Source organism: Pigmentiphaga daeguensis (assembly GCF_039523035.1).
Taxonomy (GTDB): domain Bacteria; phylum Pseudomonadota; class Gammaproteobacteria; order Burkholderiales; family Burkholderiaceae_B; genus Pigmentiphaga; species Pigmentiphaga daeguensis.
On record NZ_BAAAEN010000030.1, the window covers coordinates 47009 to 61811 of the forward strand.

General features: G+C 67.7%; 15 protein-coding genes. All 15 read left to right on the forward strand.

Annotation, left to right across the window (positions count from 1 at the left end):
- Nucleotides 1-3: 3 nt before the first annotated feature.
- Nucleotides 4-1800 (forward strand): chloride channel protein, encoded by a 1797-nt coding sequence (locus tag ABD104_RS26285; RefSeq protein ID WP_343928492.1) that lies wholly within the window; start codon nt 4-6, stop codon nt 1798-1800.
- A gap of 3 nt (nt 1801-1803) precedes the next feature.
- Nucleotides 1804-2973 (forward strand): D-alanyl-D-alanine carboxypeptidase family protein, encoded by a 1170-nt coding sequence (locus ABD104_RS26290; protein ID WP_343928493.1) that lies wholly within the window; start codon nt 1804-1806, stop codon nt 2971-2973.
- Between the two features lie 87 nt (nt 2974-3060).
- Nucleotides 3061-4692, forward strand: a complete 1632-nt coding sequence (locus ABD104_RS26295; protein ID WP_343928494.1) for a diguanylate cyclase domain-containing protein — start codon at nt 3061-3063, stop codon at nt 4690-4692.
- A gap of 99 nt (nt 4693-4791) precedes the next feature.
- Nucleotides 4792-5235, forward strand: coding sequence for a copper resistance protein NlpE (locus tag ABD104_RS26300; protein WP_087839797.1), 444 nt, complete (start codon nt 4792-4794; stop codon nt 5233-5235).
- 83 nt (nt 5236-5318) lie between these two features.
- Complete coding sequence (locus tag ABD104_RS26305) at nt 5319-6563, forward strand: MASE1 domain-containing protein (RefSeq protein ID WP_087839798.1); 1245 nt, start codon at nt 5319-5321, stop codon at nt 6561-6563.
- Nucleotides 6564-6571: 8 nt separating this feature from the next.
- On the forward strand, nt 6572-7879 hold the full coding sequence (locus ABD104_RS26310; RefSeq protein ID WP_087839799.1) for an HdeD family acid-resistance protein: 1308 nt from the start codon (nt 6572-6574) through the stop codon (nt 7877-7879).
- Between the two features lie 276 nt (nt 7880-8155).
- Nucleotides 8156-8443 carry a co-chaperone GroES gene (gene groES, locus ABD104_RS26315; RefSeq protein ID WP_087781765.1) on the forward strand — a complete coding sequence of 96 codons (288 nt, stop codon included), beginning with the start codon at nt 8156-8158 and terminating at the stop codon, nt 8441-8443.
- Nucleotides 8444-8505: 62 nt separating this feature from the next.
- Nucleotides 8506-10152 (forward strand): chaperonin GroEL, encoded by a 1647-nt coding sequence (gene groL, locus ABD104_RS26320; RefSeq protein ID WP_087839800.1) that lies wholly within the window; start codon nt 8506-8508, stop codon nt 10150-10152.
- 172 nt (nt 10153-10324) lie between these two features.
- Nucleotides 10325-10843 (forward strand): hypothetical protein, encoded by a 519-nt coding sequence (locus tag ABD104_RS26325; RefSeq protein WP_279815416.1) that lies wholly within the window; start codon nt 10325-10327, stop codon nt 10841-10843.
- Nucleotides 10844-10991: 148 nt separating this feature from the next.
- Nucleotides 10992-11963, forward strand: a complete 972-nt coding sequence (locus tag ABD104_RS26330) for a bifunctional helix-turn-helix transcriptional regulator/GNAT family N-acetyltransferase (protein WP_279815418.1) — start codon at nt 10992-10994, stop codon at nt 11961-11963.
- Between the two features lie 102 nt (nt 11964-12065).
- A complete protein-coding gene (locus tag ABD104_RS26335; RefSeq protein WP_279815420.1) occupies nt 12066-12632 on the forward strand; it encodes a methylated-DNA--[protein]-cysteine S-methyltransferase in 567 nt (188 codons plus the stop codon).
- Nucleotides 12633-12718: 86 nt separating this feature from the next.
- Complete coding sequence (locus ABD104_RS26340; protein ID WP_279815639.1) at nt 12719-12901, forward strand: 2OG-Fe(II) oxygenase; 183 nt, start codon at nt 12719-12721, stop codon at nt 12899-12901.
- A gap of 596 nt (nt 12902-13497) precedes the next feature.
- Entirely contained in the window at nt 13498-13971 is a 474-nt protein-coding gene (gene bcsD, locus ABD104_RS26345; protein WP_279815422.1) for a cellulose biosynthesis protein BcsD, read from the forward strand.
- A 7-nt stretch (nt 13972-13978) separates the two neighbouring features.
- Entirely contained in the window at nt 13979-14383 is a 405-nt protein-coding gene (locus ABD104_RS26350) for a hypothetical protein (protein ID WP_279815423.1), read from the forward strand.
- Between the two features lie 35 nt (nt 14384-14418).
- On the forward strand, nt 14419-14730 hold the full coding sequence (locus tag ABD104_RS26355) for a hypothetical protein (RefSeq protein WP_343928495.1): 312 nt from the start codon (nt 14419-14421) through the stop codon (nt 14728-14730).
- Nucleotides 14731-14803: the final 73 nt, after the last annotated feature.

Below are 14803 nucleotides of genomic sequence, written 5' to 3' on the forward strand. Positions count from 1 at the left end.
ATCATGTCTCATTCCGTACCCTCTACCCGGCTCGGCGATTTCACGACCGACCGCCGAGTCCTGCTGCTCATGGCCCTGGCCGCCGCCATCGGCCTGTGCAGCGTCGGCGCCGCATGGCTGCTGCTGCGGCTGATCACGCTGTGCACCAACCTCGCCTACTACGGCCGCCTGTCGCTCGAAGACCTGCCCATCGCCGGCACGCCGCTGGGCTGGACCACGGTGTTCGTGCCGGTGCTCGGCTGCCTCATCATCGGCTTCATGGCGCGCTACGGTTCCGAGAAGATCCGCGGCCACGGCATTCCCGAAGCCATGGAAGCCATCCTGATCGGCCGCAGCCGCATCCAGCCCAAGGTGGCGGTGCTCAAGCCGTTGTCGTCGGCGGTGTCGATCGGCACCGGCGGCCCGTTCGGCGCCGAAGGGCCGATCATCATGACGGGCGGCGCCATCGGCTCGCTGCTGGCGCAGATGGTCCACATGAGTTCGGCCGAACGCAAGACGCTGCTGGTGGCCGGCGCCGCTGCCGGAATGACGGCCATCTTCGGCACGCCGGTGGCCGCGCTGCTGCTGGCGGTGGAGCTGCTGCTGTTCGAATGGAAGCCTCGCAGCTTCCTGCCGGTGGCGGTGGCCGCCGTGGTCGCTGCCGCCGTCCGCCCGCTCGTGATGGACGGCGCGCCGCTGTTTCCCTATGCCGGCGCGGTCGACGTCTCGGCCGCGCACGTGGCCGCCTTCGCCGCGCTGGGCATCGCCGCCGGACTGGGATCGGGCGTGCTGACGACGCTGGTCTACGCCGCCGAGGACGGCTTCGCCAAGCTTCCCATCCACTGGATGTGGTGGCCCGCCATAGGCGGCGTGGTCATCGGGCTGGGCGGCCTGATCGAACCGGCCGCCCTGGGCGTGGGCTACGACAACATCCGCCACCTGCTGGCCGGCGACCTGGCGCTGCACGCGGTACTGCTCCTGCTGGCGGTCAAGGTCGTCATCTGGGCCGTGGCGTTGGGTTCGGGCACCTCAGGGGGCGTGCTGGCCCCGCTGCTGATCTTCGGCGGCGCGCTGGGCGCCCTGGCGACGCCGATCATGCCCGATGCCTCGCCCGGCTTCTGGGCCCTGCTGGGCATGGCGGCGATGATGGGCGGTACCATGCGCGCGCCGCTCACCGCCACGTTGTTCGCCGTGGAGCTGACCGGCAACTTCGGCGTGATGGTGCCCGTGCTTACCGCCTGCGCGTTCGCCTACGGCGTGACGGTGCTGCTCCTCAAGCGTTCGATCCTGACCGAGAAGATCGCCCGGCGCGGCCATCACGTCACCCGCGAATATCATGTGGACCCGTTCGATCTCGTGCGGGTGGCCGACCTGATGACACGGCAGGTGGAAACGCTGCCAGCCTCGATGACGGTCGGCGAAGCGGTGGAACACTTCACCACGCTGGAGCGCCGCCACACCAGCTACCCTGTGGTCGATGCGCAGGGCGTGGTCGTGGGCGAGGTCACCCGCGCCGACAGCCTGGCCTGGACGGTCGAGCAGGAGAACCGCGACCAGCCCATGGGCGAACTGCTGGCCGACCGGGAACTTCTGGTCGCCTATCCGGACGAACTCGCCAGCCAGTTGGCCGACCGCATGGCGCTCGCCGGCGTGGGACGGGTGCCCATCGTCGACCGCGCCAACGGGAAGCTGGTGGGGCTCGTGGGCCGCAAGGACCTGTTGCGGCTGCGAGCGCTGCGCCTGGCTGAAGAGCGCGATCGCATGGCCTATTTCCGATGGAGCGCGGACACCGGTCACCAGTCCACTCACGACATCCGATAAGACATGCCCATCTCGAAGATGGTGGCGGCGCTGGCCTGCGCCCTCTGCATCGCCGCCGCCCACGCCCAGCCCTCGCCCGCCGCCGTCCCCGTTCCTGCGCTGCCCGCCCGCGCCTGGCTGCTCCTGGATGCGACCAGCGGCCAGGTACTGGGCGCGCACGATCCGGACAAGCGCATCGAGCCGGCCTCGCTCACCAAGATGATGACGGCCTACGTCGTGTTCCAGGCCCTGCGCGACCATGCCGTCGGCCGCGACACGCGGGTCACGGTCTCGACGCGGGCCTGGAAGGTGGCGCCGGGAAGCTCCCGCATGTTCCTGGAACCCGGCAAGCAGGCCACGATAGACGAGTTGCTGTACGGGCTGCTGGTGCAATCGGGCAACGATGCCGCGATCGCGCTGGCCGAGGGCGTCGCCGGCTCGGTCGAGGCTTTCGTCGAACGCATGAACCAGGAGGCGGGGGAACTGGGCCTGGCCTCGACCCACTTCTCCAATCCGCACGGCCTGCCCGATCCGCAGACGTATTCGACCGCGCGCGACCTGTCCGTGCTGGCGGCCCGGATCGTGCGCGACTTTCCCGACCTGGCCGGTACCTACGATGCCACCCGGCAGTACACCTACAACGGCATCACGCAGCCCAATCGCAACCGCCTGCTGTGGCTGGACGCCAGCGTGGACGGCATGAAGACGGGCCATACGGAGTCGGCGGGATACAGTCTCGTGGCGACCGCGCGGCGCGCCAGCGGCAGTATCCAGCGGCGGCTGATCTCGGTCGTGGTCGGCACCGCCTCGGACCGCAACCGCACCCGGCAGAGCCGCGAACTGCTGGAGTGGGGTTTCCGCAATTTCGAAACGGTGCGGCTTTACGCGGGCGGCGACGCGGTCGGTTCGCCGCGGGTCTGGAAAGGCACGCGCTCGGCCGTGCCCATGGGGTTCCAGCGCGACACCTACATTACCGTGCGCCCGGGAGCACGGATAGAGCGCATCCTGCATCCGGCCTCGCCCCTGATCGCACCGCTGGCGGCGGGACAACGCGTGGGCGAACTCGAGGTGCGCGTCGACGGCGAACCGGCCCGTCGCCTGCCGCTGGTCGCCCTCCAGCCAGTGGCGGCGGCATCGTGGTTCGGACGCGCCTGGGACGGGCTGCGCCTGTGGCTGCACGGGCTGGGCGCCTGAGGCCCGCACGGATTTTGCAGCGGATGCCCCGCATGGTAGGCTGGGCAAAAACAAGGCAGCGGGCCTCGCGGTCCCGCTCCATGGCAGATGACATCCGTTCCAGCGCAGTCCCCTCCGTCCGATACGCCGGCCGGCCAAGCCCGGCGCGGCGGAACGATCTCGATACGCATCGGCCTGCTTGCCCTGGTCGTCGTCTGTACGCTCCCCGCCACGCTGGTGGCGGGCCTCGCGGTGTACGAGACCTACGCGCTGCGCAAGACCCGCATCTACGAAACCACCGTCCTGGCCGCCCGCAGCCTGGCCGCCGACCTGGACCAGGAAGTGGAAGGAATCGGCTCCGGCCTGCGCGTGCTGGCAAGCTCCACCGACCTGGTGCGCGCGGACCTGGCCTCGTTCCACCAGCGGGCCATCGACGCGCTCAAGTACCAGGACATCGACCGCTACGTCCTGACGGACACCCGCGGCAACGAGGTGCTGGATACCTCGGAGCCCTATCCCGGCGTCCTCCCGCCGCCCGTCAGGCTACCCGACCTGCCCCAGGTCTCCAGCGGCGGCAGCCATCCGCTCGTTGCAAGGCTGGGGCCGCCTCGGGAGGGCCGGGGCCTCACCATCATCGTCGGCGTACCCGTCCTGATCGACGGCGAAGCGCGCTATCTGCTTTTCGCCGACCTGGGTTCTGACCGCCTAAGCGCCCTGATGACCCGCCACGCCCTGGGCGAAGGCTGGGTGGCCGCCCTGCTCGACCGCGACGCGACCATCCTGGGACGGACCCGCGACGAAGCGCGTTTCGTCGGGCAGCGGGCCGTGTCCTCGCTGGCCGACGCCGTGCGCCATGAACGCGAAGGTACGCTGCAAAGCCTGACCAAGGAGGGGATTCCCGTCCTGACGGCGTTCAGCCGCCTGGCCACGACCCAATGGACCGTCGCCGTGGGGGCGCCCGCCGCGGCCTTCACCGCCGACCTATACCGGGCCATGGCCTGGGTGGCGGGCGGCGGCCTGCTGGCCATCCTGTTCGGACTGGGCCTGGCCTATCAGTTGGCGCGCCGGATCGAACAGGCGGTAGGCAACCTCGTGGAACCCGCCCTGGCGCTGGGCGCCGGCCACCGTGTCAGCGTGGCGCCACCACACTTCAAGGAAACGGCGGCCGTGGCCGATGCCATCGAGCACGCCGCCGGTACGCTCGAGCAAGCCCGCCAGCTTGCCTATTACGACCCGCTCACCCAGTTGAGCAACCGGGTCCTGTTCGCGGAACTGGCCCGGCGCGCGATCGCCGCCGCGCAACGGTCCCGGGCGTCGCTGGCCCTGGTCGCCGTGGACCTCGATCATTTCAAGACCGTCAACGACGTCCATGGCCACGGCACGGGGGATACCGTGCTGCAGATCGCCGCGCGCCGCATGGCCGACGCCGTGCGCCATTCGGACGTGGTGGCGCGCTACGGCGGCGACGAGTTCATGGTGCTGCTGGACGGCGCGGGCCCGGCCGCCGCCGAGGCCGTGGCCAACAGCCTGGTGGCGGTGCTGTCCGAACCCTATCCGGGCGTCTCGCCCCAGGTAGGCGCCTCGGCGGGCATCGCGGTCTTCCCGCACTCCGGCACCTCGCTGGAAGAACTGATCAGCCGCGCCGACGCGGCGCTGTATGCCGCCAAGTCGCGCGGCAGGAACCAGGCGGTGCTCGATCCTGAAGCCCAGGACAGCGCCCCGGAACGCTCGCTGTTCTGATCCTTCTTACATCCGGTTGCCGGCGCGGCCGCCGTCGCCTGCTACCGTTGGCGGGAAGCGCCATGCCTCGCGCGGGCGCCGGCAACCGGAGCAGCCATCATGAAGACCGCCGCCTTCGCATGCCTCGCAGCCGTGCTCATCGCCGGCTGCGGCACGCCGTCCAGGGAACACGACACGCCAGCCGCCAGCCCCGTCGTCGACGGGCACAACGCCCGCAACGCGCTGGACTGGGACGGCGTCTACGAGGGCACGCTGCCCTGCGCCGACTGCCCCGGCATCCGGACCCGGCTCACGCTGCGCCAGGATGGCCGCTACGAGCTGGAGACCCAGTATCTCGACCGCCAGCCGCGCGTCGACCGCGTCGAGGGCAGCTTCACATGGCAGCCCGACGGCACCCGCATCACCCTGGACCAGGCCGCGGGCGGCAGGCAGTACTTCGTGGCCGAGGGACGGCTCATCCAGCTCTACATGGACGGCACGCGTCCCCAGGGGCCGCTGGCCGGCAACCATGAATTGCAGAAGGTGGAAAATACCGGCCGCTAAGCGGCCGTGTCATCGTTTGTCCTTATACTTTCGCCTGGGCAGAGCCGCTTCGACGGCCACAAGAACAACCACCGGGAACCGCCATGTCTTTTGCCAGCTTGCTTGGACGCATCGCGCTCTGGGCCGCGCTCTACGTGGCCTGCGCCTATCTGTCGTTCGCCCTGGACGATCCCGTCACCCAGGTGTCCTTCGTCTGGTTCCCCGCCGGCGTCGCTGTCGCCGCCTTCTTCGCCATGCCGCGCGCGGCCTGGGCGGCCCTGACCGCCGCGCTGTTCGCCGCCGACCTGGCGCTGTCCGCACTGACCGGCCATCCCCTCATCCCCTCGGCCTGGCTCGCCGGCCTGTCGCTCGCCTCCACGCTCGGCATCGCCTGGCTGTCGCAGCGCTATGCGCAGGGGCGGGACGACTTGCACGCGGTGCTCGGATGGGTGGCCGTCACCTTCGTGGTCAGCGCCGTCGCCGCGGTTTGCGGCAGCGCGGGACTGGCGCTGATCAAGCACGAAGTCCTGTGGGAAGCCGTCTCCGACCTGGCGTGGATATGGTGGGCCGCCACCGTGACCGGCGTGCTGTTCGGCGTCTCGGTGCTGATGGGATTCATGGGCTTTCGCACGATCGAGGCGCCGCCGGGTCCCATCGGCCGTACCGTGGGCATTGCCGCGTGGCTGCTGCTGGCGGCCATGACCTGGTACGTGTTCGGCGTGCACCGCCCGTCCATGTCCGAGGCGCCGCTGCTGCTGGGACTGGCCTGCATTCCGCTGGCGCTGGCCACCGTGGCCACGCTCAGCGGCGGCAACCGCATGGGTTCGCTGGCCGTGCTGACCATGGCGGCCATCGTCATCTATCACTCCAACGCCGGGCGCGGCCCTTTCTTCCTGCGCGGCTTCCTGCCGGGCGAGCCCCTGCTGCTTGCCCAGTGCTATCTCGTGTCGGTCGCCATGCTGCAGGTCTTCGTGCGGGTGCTGACCCGTGGCATCCGGCGCCCGCGCACGGCCGGCGCGGACGGCACCGGCGGCCGCGAGACCCTGTACCGGCTGGATCTCGCCTCCGGCACCATCGTCTGGGACGCGCCGCCCGACGCCCGCCCCGGCCCCGGGACCCTGGATGAAGTGCTGCGGCAGGTCCATCCGGACGACCGCCAGGGCTTGCGGGACCGCCTGCGCGCCGCCGACGGGACGCCGGGGCTGGAGCGCCCCTTCCCCTTCCGCCTGGCGACCGCGCCCGATCAGTGGACGACGGTCGTCGACCTGAACCGGGGGGCCATGATGGGGCCCGACGGCGCTTTCATCATCGGCAGCTGGCGGCTGCCCACCCCGCACCACGGCGCATAAGGGAAACCATGATCCAGCTTGCCCTGCTTCTGTTCGGCGCCGGCTTCGTCCGCAGGAACATCCACCTGCTGCTACTGATCGGCTTCGCCTGGGCCGCCCTGGGCGTGGTCATCACCCTGGACGGCGTGGACGGCGCGCGCTACTTCCCGCTGACGCTCTTCGGCGCGCTGCTGCTGGTGGAAAGCCTGGTCACGCTGACGGTCGCCGGCAGCGGCATGGGCGCCCAGAAGGCCGTGCTGGCCTTCAAGGGCGGCATCTTCCTGCTGGTCGCGCTGCTGATCCTGGCCGGCGGCTCCATCAGCAACCTGCTGCTGGCCATCATCCTGGGCCTGGCCTACTTCGTGCTGGGCGTGTTCCAGATCGCCTCGGCCTGGGTGCTGCGCTACGACCGCTGGCGCCTGTCCGTGCTGGGCGGCTGCGCCCAGGTCCTGTTCGGCCTGTTCCTGTTCCAGCCCTATCCCACCCACTACGCCGGCACGGTCTCCTACTTCATCGGCGTCACCATGCTGGTCGCCGGCATCAACACCATGCGGGTGGCCGCCCGCGCCCGCAAGCTGAGCGAGCAGTCATCCATGTTCGACCTGCTGGCGCCGGCCGACCTGCGCGGGGCCGGCGCCAGCCCGCCGCCTGCCCGGCAGCCGGCGCCGGCGGGCCCCTTGACCGTCCACGTCTGGACCCCCGAAGGCTCGGCCAAGGACAAGACCGTGTCGCGGCCGGTATTCAACCGCTACATCGCCGCCGTCGACGTGCAGGGCGTGATATCGACCGGACATGCCGCCATGGAAGTGCCGCCGTCGACCTACATCAGCCTGTATCCCGCGGTCGACATCGACCGCTCGCCCTCCGAGTTCTTCAACGTATTGAAGGCGGTCAAGGAAAACGACGTGCCGGGCAAGTTCCAGCCCGACTACGCGACCGAGTCCAAGGCCTGGTGTCCGTCGAACTGGCAGGTCAGGTTCGAGCGGTACGACTACGGGAAACTCCAGGCCTTCTGGCAGCGCTACCGCGACCAGGAAATCTATAACCTCACGCGGCGCAACTGCTCCAGTTCGGTCTCGTACGCGCTGGAGTCCGCCCTGGACGGCGTGCTGGACGACCGCAGCCGCAGCGTGCGGCAGGTGCTGCGCACCCTGCTGATGCCCGAATTGTGGATTGCCGCGCAGGTGCGCCAGCGCGCCCAGGTCATGGCCTGGACCCCCGGCCTGACGCTGGACTACAGCCGCGCGCTGCGCGCGGTCGTCCATCCCGTCCAGCAATCCTGGTTCTCGCGCTTCCTGGCGGCCGCCACGCGCATGACCTCGCGCAGCGGCGCCTGAGCCGTGCCTGGGGGGCGGCCCATCGGACCGCGCTGTCTATATGACAAGAAGGACCGGGCTAGGGCTGTCCCGTATACCCTGCCCCTTGAAAGCCCCCTGTCCCATCCCTATAATTAGCACTCGATTGCATAGAGTGCTAACAACGCTGCCTGGGCAGCGTCCCGGCCTCCGGCAACAGGCTCAAGCGCCGCGTTTCGACGCGGCACCGGCCGAATAACGGCTTTCCAGCCTCTTTTTCTGACAAATAGACGTCAACTTCGAACATCAGGAGTTTGTATGGCCCTCCGTCCCCTGCACGATCGCGTGATCGTCAAGCGCCTGGACAACGAGCGTAAAACCGCGTCCGGCATCGTCATTCCCGACAGCGCTGCCGAAAAGCCCGACCAGGGTGAAGTGCTGGCCGTCGGCCCGGGCAAGAAGACCGAGGACGGCAAGGTGCTGCCGGTCGACGTCAAGGTCGGCGACAAGGTCCTGTTCGGCAAGTACGCCGGCCAGGCCGTGAAGGTCGACGGCGACGAACTGCTCGTCATCCGCGAAGAAGAAATCCTGGCGGTGATCCAGTAAGCCCTCGCGGCCCGCTGTCCGATCCCCCGGCATTCAACACCATCATCCAAGGAATTTCGTAAATGGCTGCCAAACAAGTCCAGTTCGGTGATGACGCCCGCGCCCGCGTCGTCCGTGGCGTGAACGTCCTCGCCAACGCCGTCAAGGTCACCCTCGGTCCCAAGGGCCGCAACGTGGTCCTGGAGCGCTCCTTCGGCGCCCCCACCGTCACCAAGGACGGCGTGTCCGTCGCCAAGGAAATCGAACTGAAGGACAAGTTCGAGAATCTGGGCGCCCAGCTCGTCAAGGAAGTGGCTTCCAAGACCAGCGACAACGCCGGTGACGGCACCACCACCGCCACCGTGCTGGCCCAGGCCATCGTGCACGAAGGCCAGAAGTACGTGACCGCCGGCCTGAACCCGATGGACCTGAAGCGCGGCATCGACAAGGCCGTCGCCGCCGCCATCGAAGAGCTGAAGAAGATCAGCAAGCCCTGCTCGTCGAGCAAGGAAATCGCCCAGGTCGGCTCGATCTCGGCCAACAGCGATTCGTCGATCGGCCAGATCATCGCCGACGCGATGGAAAAAGTGGGCAAGGAAGGCGTCATCACCGTCGAAGACGGCAAGTCGCTGGAAAACGAACTGGACGTCGTCGAAGGCATGCAGTTCGACCGCGGCTACCTGTCGCCCTACTTCATCAACAACCCCGACAAGCAAGTCGCGGCCCTGGACGATCCCTTCGTCCTGATCCACGACAAGAAGATCAGCAACATCCGCGAACTGCTGCCCGTGCTGGAGCAAGTCGCCAAGGCCAGCCGCCCGCTGCTGATCATCGCTGAAGACGTCGACGGCGAAGCCCTGGCCACCCTGGTGGTCAACAACATCCGTGGCATCCTGAAGACCACCGCCGTCAAGGCTCCGGGCTTCGGCGACCGCCGCAAGGCCATGCTGGAAGACATCGCCATCCTGACCGGCGGCACCGTGATCTCGGAAGAGACCGGCCTGTCGCTGGAAAAGGCCACCCTGCAAGAGCTGGGCCAGGCCAAGCGCATCGAAGTGGCCAAGGAAAACACCACGATCATCGACGGCGCCGGCGACAGCAAGGCCATCGAGGCCCGCGTCAAGCAGATCCGCACCCAGATCGAAGAAGCGACCTCGGACTACGACCGTGAGAAGCTGCAAGAGCGCGTGGCCAAGCTGGCCGGCGGTGTTGCCGTGATCAAGGTCGGCGCTGCCACCGAAGTCGAAATGAAGGAAAAGAAGGCTCGCGTCGAAGACGCCCTGCACGCCACGCGTGCCGCGGTGGAAGAAGGCGTGGTGCCCGGCGGCGGCGTGGCCCTGCTGCGCGCCAAGCAAGCCATCAAGGACACCAAGGGTGCCAACGCCGACCAGGACGCCGGCATCAAGATCGTCCTGCGCGCCATTGAAGAGCCGCTGCGCACCATCGTCGCCAACGCCGGCGACGAGCCCAGCGTCATCGTCAACAACGTGCTGAACGGCAAGGGCAACTACGGCTACAACGCCGCCACCGGCGAATACGGCGACATGGTCGAAGCCGGCGTGCTGGACCCCACCAAGGTCACCCGCACCGCCCTGCAGAACGCCGCCTCGGTCGCTTCGCTGCTGCTGACGACGGAAGCCACCGTGGTCGAGCTGGTCGAAGACAAGCCCGCTGCTCCCGCCCCCGGCGGCATGGGTGGCATGGGCGGCATGGGTGGCATGGACTTCTAAGAAGCCCCGCCGCCGGTCCCGGGCCCGCCCGGGACGCTGCTTCGAAACCCGCGAGCGTTTGTGCTCGCGGGTTTTTTCGTTTCGGCGGGTAATACCGCATTTGGAGGATGACTCGCCGAATAGCGGTTCATACCATGGGCGTGCATACACACTTGGCAAGGACCGCTCCGCCATGGACTCGGACAACAGGATCTTCCATCGCCGCCTGGCCCGGCTCGCCCTGCTCGGGGCGGCCACGCTATTTTGCGGCGCCGCGTCCGGCGCGACGTATTGCTCGTTCGTCAATCGCGACGACGGGGGCAACCGCAAGTTCACGGTGCGCATCGACACGGCCCGGTTCAAGGGCGAACCGGTGGCCGTCAACGATTGCACCCCAAGCACGATCATCGAGCTGATCACCCACCGGAACTACCAGATCCCGGAGCCGCTCTGGCTATCCTCGGGCTTCGACGAGGACCGGAATCGACTCAGCTACAAGCTGGTCATGAAACAGAGCGGGGGCTATTCCGGCCTCGCCCAGGCCATCATCGTCGAAGCGACCGACAGCAGCGAAGTCGGCGACGTGTATCCGATCCACCTGGAGCCCGTCGACTCCATCAACGTCATCTTCGTTTCAGGATCCAACAACGAGGCGCGCGAGAAGATCCCGAAACGGAAATATACCCTCGAGGGCAAGTTCAACTCGAAGTGATTCCCATCCCTGGGACGATGCCGAAACCCCGCAAGCGCCTGGCTAGCGGGTTTTTTATTGCCTGCGCCAAGCAGCCCCTTGACCGAGTTGCGCTTCGCAACTACATTGGTTGCGATGCGCAACCTCGAACCAGGTACCCGTGGATCCCATGCCGGCTTTGTCCCACGCCCCCGACTCGCTCGTCCAGGAACTTCGCGGACTCTCCCGCAAACTGGTCCGCGAGTTCGGCTTCATGCGGGCGACGCTGGCGGATACGGATCTTGCGCCGTCGGCGGTCCATGCCATTCTGGAGATCGGGGCGGCGCCCGGCATCAATGCGAAGGACCTCGGCCGTCTCCTGAAGCTGGACAAGTCGAACACGAGCCGGCAGCTTGCCAGGCTGCAAGCCGACGGCCTGCTCAAGCGGCAGGCTGCGGCGGGTGACGGACGTTCGTTCGCGCTTCACCTGACCCCTGCAGGACACGCCCTGCGGAAAAAGATCGATCGATACGCCACGGCCCAGGTGTCGAACGCGCTGCGGCGTATCGTTCCCGCCGATCAGCGGGCGCTCGTCCACGCGCTGGCCCAGTATGCGCAGGCCCTGGCCGAAGGCGCCGACTCCGCAGCCACGGCCCGCGAGCCCTCCGCCGGCATCCATGAGGGCTACCGCCCTGGCTGCGTCGGCGACATCGCCAGCCTGCACGCCCGCTTCTATTCGGAAAACTGGGGCTTTGGCGCCTTCTTCGAAAAGAAGGTGGCCACGGAACTGGCCACTTTTGCCGAGGCGCTGCCCGCCGACGGCAAGGCCTTGTGGCTCTACGTGGAAAACCGCCGCACCCTGGCCTCCCTGGCCATGGACGGCAATCCGGCGTCGGGCATCGCCCATCTGCGATGGTTCATCGTCGACGATGCGCTGCGCGGCACGGGCGTCGGACGGGAGCTGATGTCGCGCGCGATGCGGTTCGTGGACGACCGTTTCCAGGAGACCTGTCTGTGGACGTTCAAGGGCCTGGACGCGGCGCGCCATTTGTACGAATCGTTCGGCTTTCGCCTGGTCGAGGAATCGGAAGGCGAACAATGGGGGGCGAGAGTCACCGAACAGCGGTTCAGCCGTCGTCGCCCGAATCCCCACCCGGATTGACGGCGCCTGGCCATCCCGCGAATTCGACCGCAAGGAGCGGAGTGCCGGGCCGCGCCCGGGTTCCTACACTGGCCTCGCCTTCAGCGAAGCGAGTGATGCGCCATGAACACCCCCTCTACCCTGTTTTTGCTGAGCCGCATCGAGTCGCCCATGGGCGGCATGCTGCTCGTCACGGACGCGCGGCAGGTCGTGCGCGCGCTGGACTTCGCCGACCACGAGGCGTACCTGCATCGAGGCTTGCGCGAACACTACGGCCGTGTCGAGCTGGCCGAAGCCCCCCCGCCCGCCGGAATCGCGCGGGCCCTGGCCCGGTACTTCGCGGGTACGCTGGACGCGCTCGACGCCCTGCCGACGGAGACGGCCGGCTCGCCGCTGCAACGCCGGGTCTGGGCCGCGCTGCGTGGCATCCCGGCCGGCACCACCACGAGCTATGGCAAGCTGGCCCGCGAACTGGGCTTCGACGATCCGCGCGCGGCCATCGCGATCGGTGCGGCCAACGGCTCCAATCCCATCGCCATCATCGTGCCGTGCCATCGGGTCATCGCCAGCAGCGGCGATCTCAAGGGCTATGCCTGGGGCCTGCCCCGCAAGCGCTGGCTGCTGGAACACGAGAAGGCGATCTCCCCACAGTCCGCCACCATGGAAACCGCGGCGCTTTCCGGGTTCTGACCAGGGGCGCTCGCATGCATGCATCCATCACGCCATCGACCGCCTGGACTGGGCCGGCATCGCCGAACGGCTGGACCAGGACGGCCATGCGCTGCTGCCGGGCCTGCTGGACCCGGAGGCGGCACGCGACCTGGCTCGGCAGACAGCGGCCACGCGGGCCGCCCCGGGGTTCGGGTGGCCCCTACCGGATCCACCTGAAGCACGGCATCAGCCGCGTGCATCAGGGCGAGCGCGTAGCTATGGAACTATCTTTTCACGACGCGCGGTAAGCCTGGCATCCGTTCAGAATGGTAAACACAGCGCAACAACACCGCCGTTTTGCGTCAACTTTTTTTGCGCATAACGCATAGAAATGGAAGCCGGCCGTCTTGCAGTCAGAGGCCGCCATGGCCTGTGATCGAATTTCCGATTAACCCTAATCCATGGCGCCCGTCTACCCTATTTGTCCGATATCAATGATCGGAAATGGCCAAATTCTTGTAACCAGATAATTGCGCAGCACACATATATTCCGCTAAGTGCTTGTTTTTCAAAAATAAACACTCGCAATGAAATATTGCGTCACAGCTGCCCGGTGGGATAAATTTTGCCCGCCTACCCGTGGTTTTTTCCTCTCGGGCCACGGCACTCAGACGCAAGGTCATGCTTCAAGAATACGTGCCGGAAACACGTAGCTCCGCCTTGCCAGAATGGGCGCAGACCCCATGAAGAGACTCTCTTCGGCCGAATAGGCCCTTGTCCCATCCCCTCTTCGGGGGACACATCACCCGTACTCGCGTTCTCCCGCATTCCGCCGCATCCGCGTCCGGAATCGCCGTGCTTTGGCACGCGCGAACGCATCGATCATCCGAGACAAGGACCATCCATGGACGCCACTTCTTCCGTCATCAGCTATCTTTCCGGCCGCCAGTGCGCGGTGCAGTGGAAGATCTTCCTGCTATCGACCGCGCAGGAACTGGCCGAGAAATTCTCGGCCGCCGAATTGCGCACCTTCATGCGCCGCGTGGGCGGGCGCTTCGGGCGTGAATTGCCCGTGCCGGCCTGCACCACGCTGGACGACATCCAGCTGGCCATGAGCCAGATCTGGACGCGCCTGGACTGGGGCTGGGTCGAGATCACGGACGAAACCGATCATCTGCACCTGCAGCACTATTGCGCCCCCCTCGAGGCCGCGCTGGGACGTGAAGCCCTGGCCTGGACGCCCTCGTTCCTGGAGGGTGTCTACCAGCAGTGGTTCGAGCAACTGGGCGCCGGCGACAGGCTGCGCGTCTCGCAGGTTTCCGACTTCGACAGCATCGGCGGCATAGGCTTGCGCCTGGGATCGCCCGCAGCGGCCTGAGGTGGCCATGGATACGACCAACCATCCCGAGGCGGAGGATACGCTCCAGCCCGCCACGCCGTCGGCCCTGCCGCCCGTGAGCCGCTGGCCCGCCCTGGCCCAGCGCCGCGCGGTGCCAGCCGTGGGCAGCGCCGCGGACGACCAGGCGGCGGAGCCGCCCACCGTGTACGTCCCGCCCACCCGCTTCCACGCCGCCGATGAGGCATCCGTGGCGCAGGAGCCGGCCGCCGGTCCGGACGCCGGCCAACCCGCCCTCGCGCAGACCGCCGCGCCGCCTCCGGTTCCGTCATTGCCGGCCTTCGCGGACGAACCGATCGCGGGGATCTTCGCACGCCTGCGCGGCTACGCCGACGACGGCCGGCCGGATCCCCAGGCCATGCCCGCGCTGTTCCGGCGCCTGCTCAGGAACTGATCCATGAAGCCGAGCCAGACCCGAAGGAGAATCGCGTGAGTCCGCTGCCGCCAGCCGTTCCCACCTCCCGCCAGGCACCGGCAGACGCCCGCGCCGACCGCCTGGCGGCGCTGCCGCTGTGGAGCCACCCGCTTGTCCGGATCGTGCTGGCCGCCGTGGCCTGCTTCAGCCTGGCCGTCGTCATCACCGCCCCGCTGGAAGCGCTGCCGCAACTGCTGCTGTCCCTGGTGGCCCTGGTGGCCGCGCTGGTATTGCGCAACGTCGCGGGGCGCCTGCCGACGGTGTTGATGGTGCTGCTGTCTGCGACGATGTCGTTGCGCTACATGTCGAGTCCCGGACGATCATAAGGCCGCCGATGGAACAAATGAGGGTGTGAATCATACCACCCACTCATAGCCTGCATAGGCGTCTTGCTCTGCA

Bases quoted from the DNA above. Each gene is read 5' to 3' on its own strand.
- ABD104_RS26285 (WP_343928492.1), top strand. From the start codon at position 4: ATGTCTCATTCCGTACCCTCTACCCGGCTCGGCGATTTCACGACCGAC.
- ABD104_RS26290 (WP_343928493.1), top strand. From the start codon at position 1,804: ATGCCCATCTCGAAGATGGTGGCGGCGCTGGCCTGCGCCCTCTGCATC.
- ABD104_RS26295 (WP_343928494.1), top strand. From the start codon at position 3,061: ATGACATCCGTTCCAGCGCAGTCCCCTCCGTCCGATACGCCGGCCGGC.
- ABD104_RS26300 (WP_087839797.1), top strand. From the start codon at position 4,792: ATGAAGACCGCCGCCTTCGCATGCCTCGCAGCCGTGCTCATCGCCGGC.
- ABD104_RS26305 (WP_087839798.1), top strand. From the start codon at position 5,319: ATGTCTTTTGCCAGCTTGCTTGGACGCATCGCGCTCTGGGCCGCGCTC.
- ABD104_RS26310 (WP_087839799.1), top strand. From the start codon at position 6,572: ATGATCCAGCTTGCCCTGCTTCTGTTCGGCGCCGGCTTCGTCCGCAGG.
- groES (WP_087781765.1), top strand. From the start codon at position 8,156: ATGGCCCTCCGTCCCCTGCACGATCGCGTGATCGTCAAGCGCCTGGAC.
- groL (WP_087839800.1), top strand. From the start codon at position 8,506: ATGGCTGCCAAACAAGTCCAGTTCGGTGATGACGCCCGCGCCCGCGTC.
- ABD104_RS26325 (WP_279815416.1), top strand. From the start codon at position 10,325: ATGGACTCGGACAACAGGATCTTCCATCGCCGCCTGGCCCGGCTCGCC.
- ABD104_RS26330 (WP_279815418.1), top strand. From the start codon at position 10,992: ATGCCGGCTTTGTCCCACGCCCCCGACTCGCTCGTCCAGGAACTTCGC.
- ABD104_RS26335 (WP_279815420.1), top strand. From the start codon at position 12,066: ATGAACACCCCCTCTACCCTGTTTTTGCTGAGCCGCATCGAGTCGCCC.
- ABD104_RS26340 (WP_279815639.1), top strand. From the start codon at position 12,719: ATGCGCTGCTGCCGGGCCTGCTGGACCCGGAGGCGGCACGCGACCTGG.
- bcsD (WP_279815422.1), top strand. From the start codon at position 13,498: ATGGACGCCACTTCTTCCGTCATCAGCTATCTTTCCGGCCGCCAGTGC.
- ABD104_RS26350 (WP_279815423.1), top strand. From the start codon at position 13,979: ATGGATACGACCAACCATCCCGAGGCGGAGGATACGCTCCAGCCCGCC.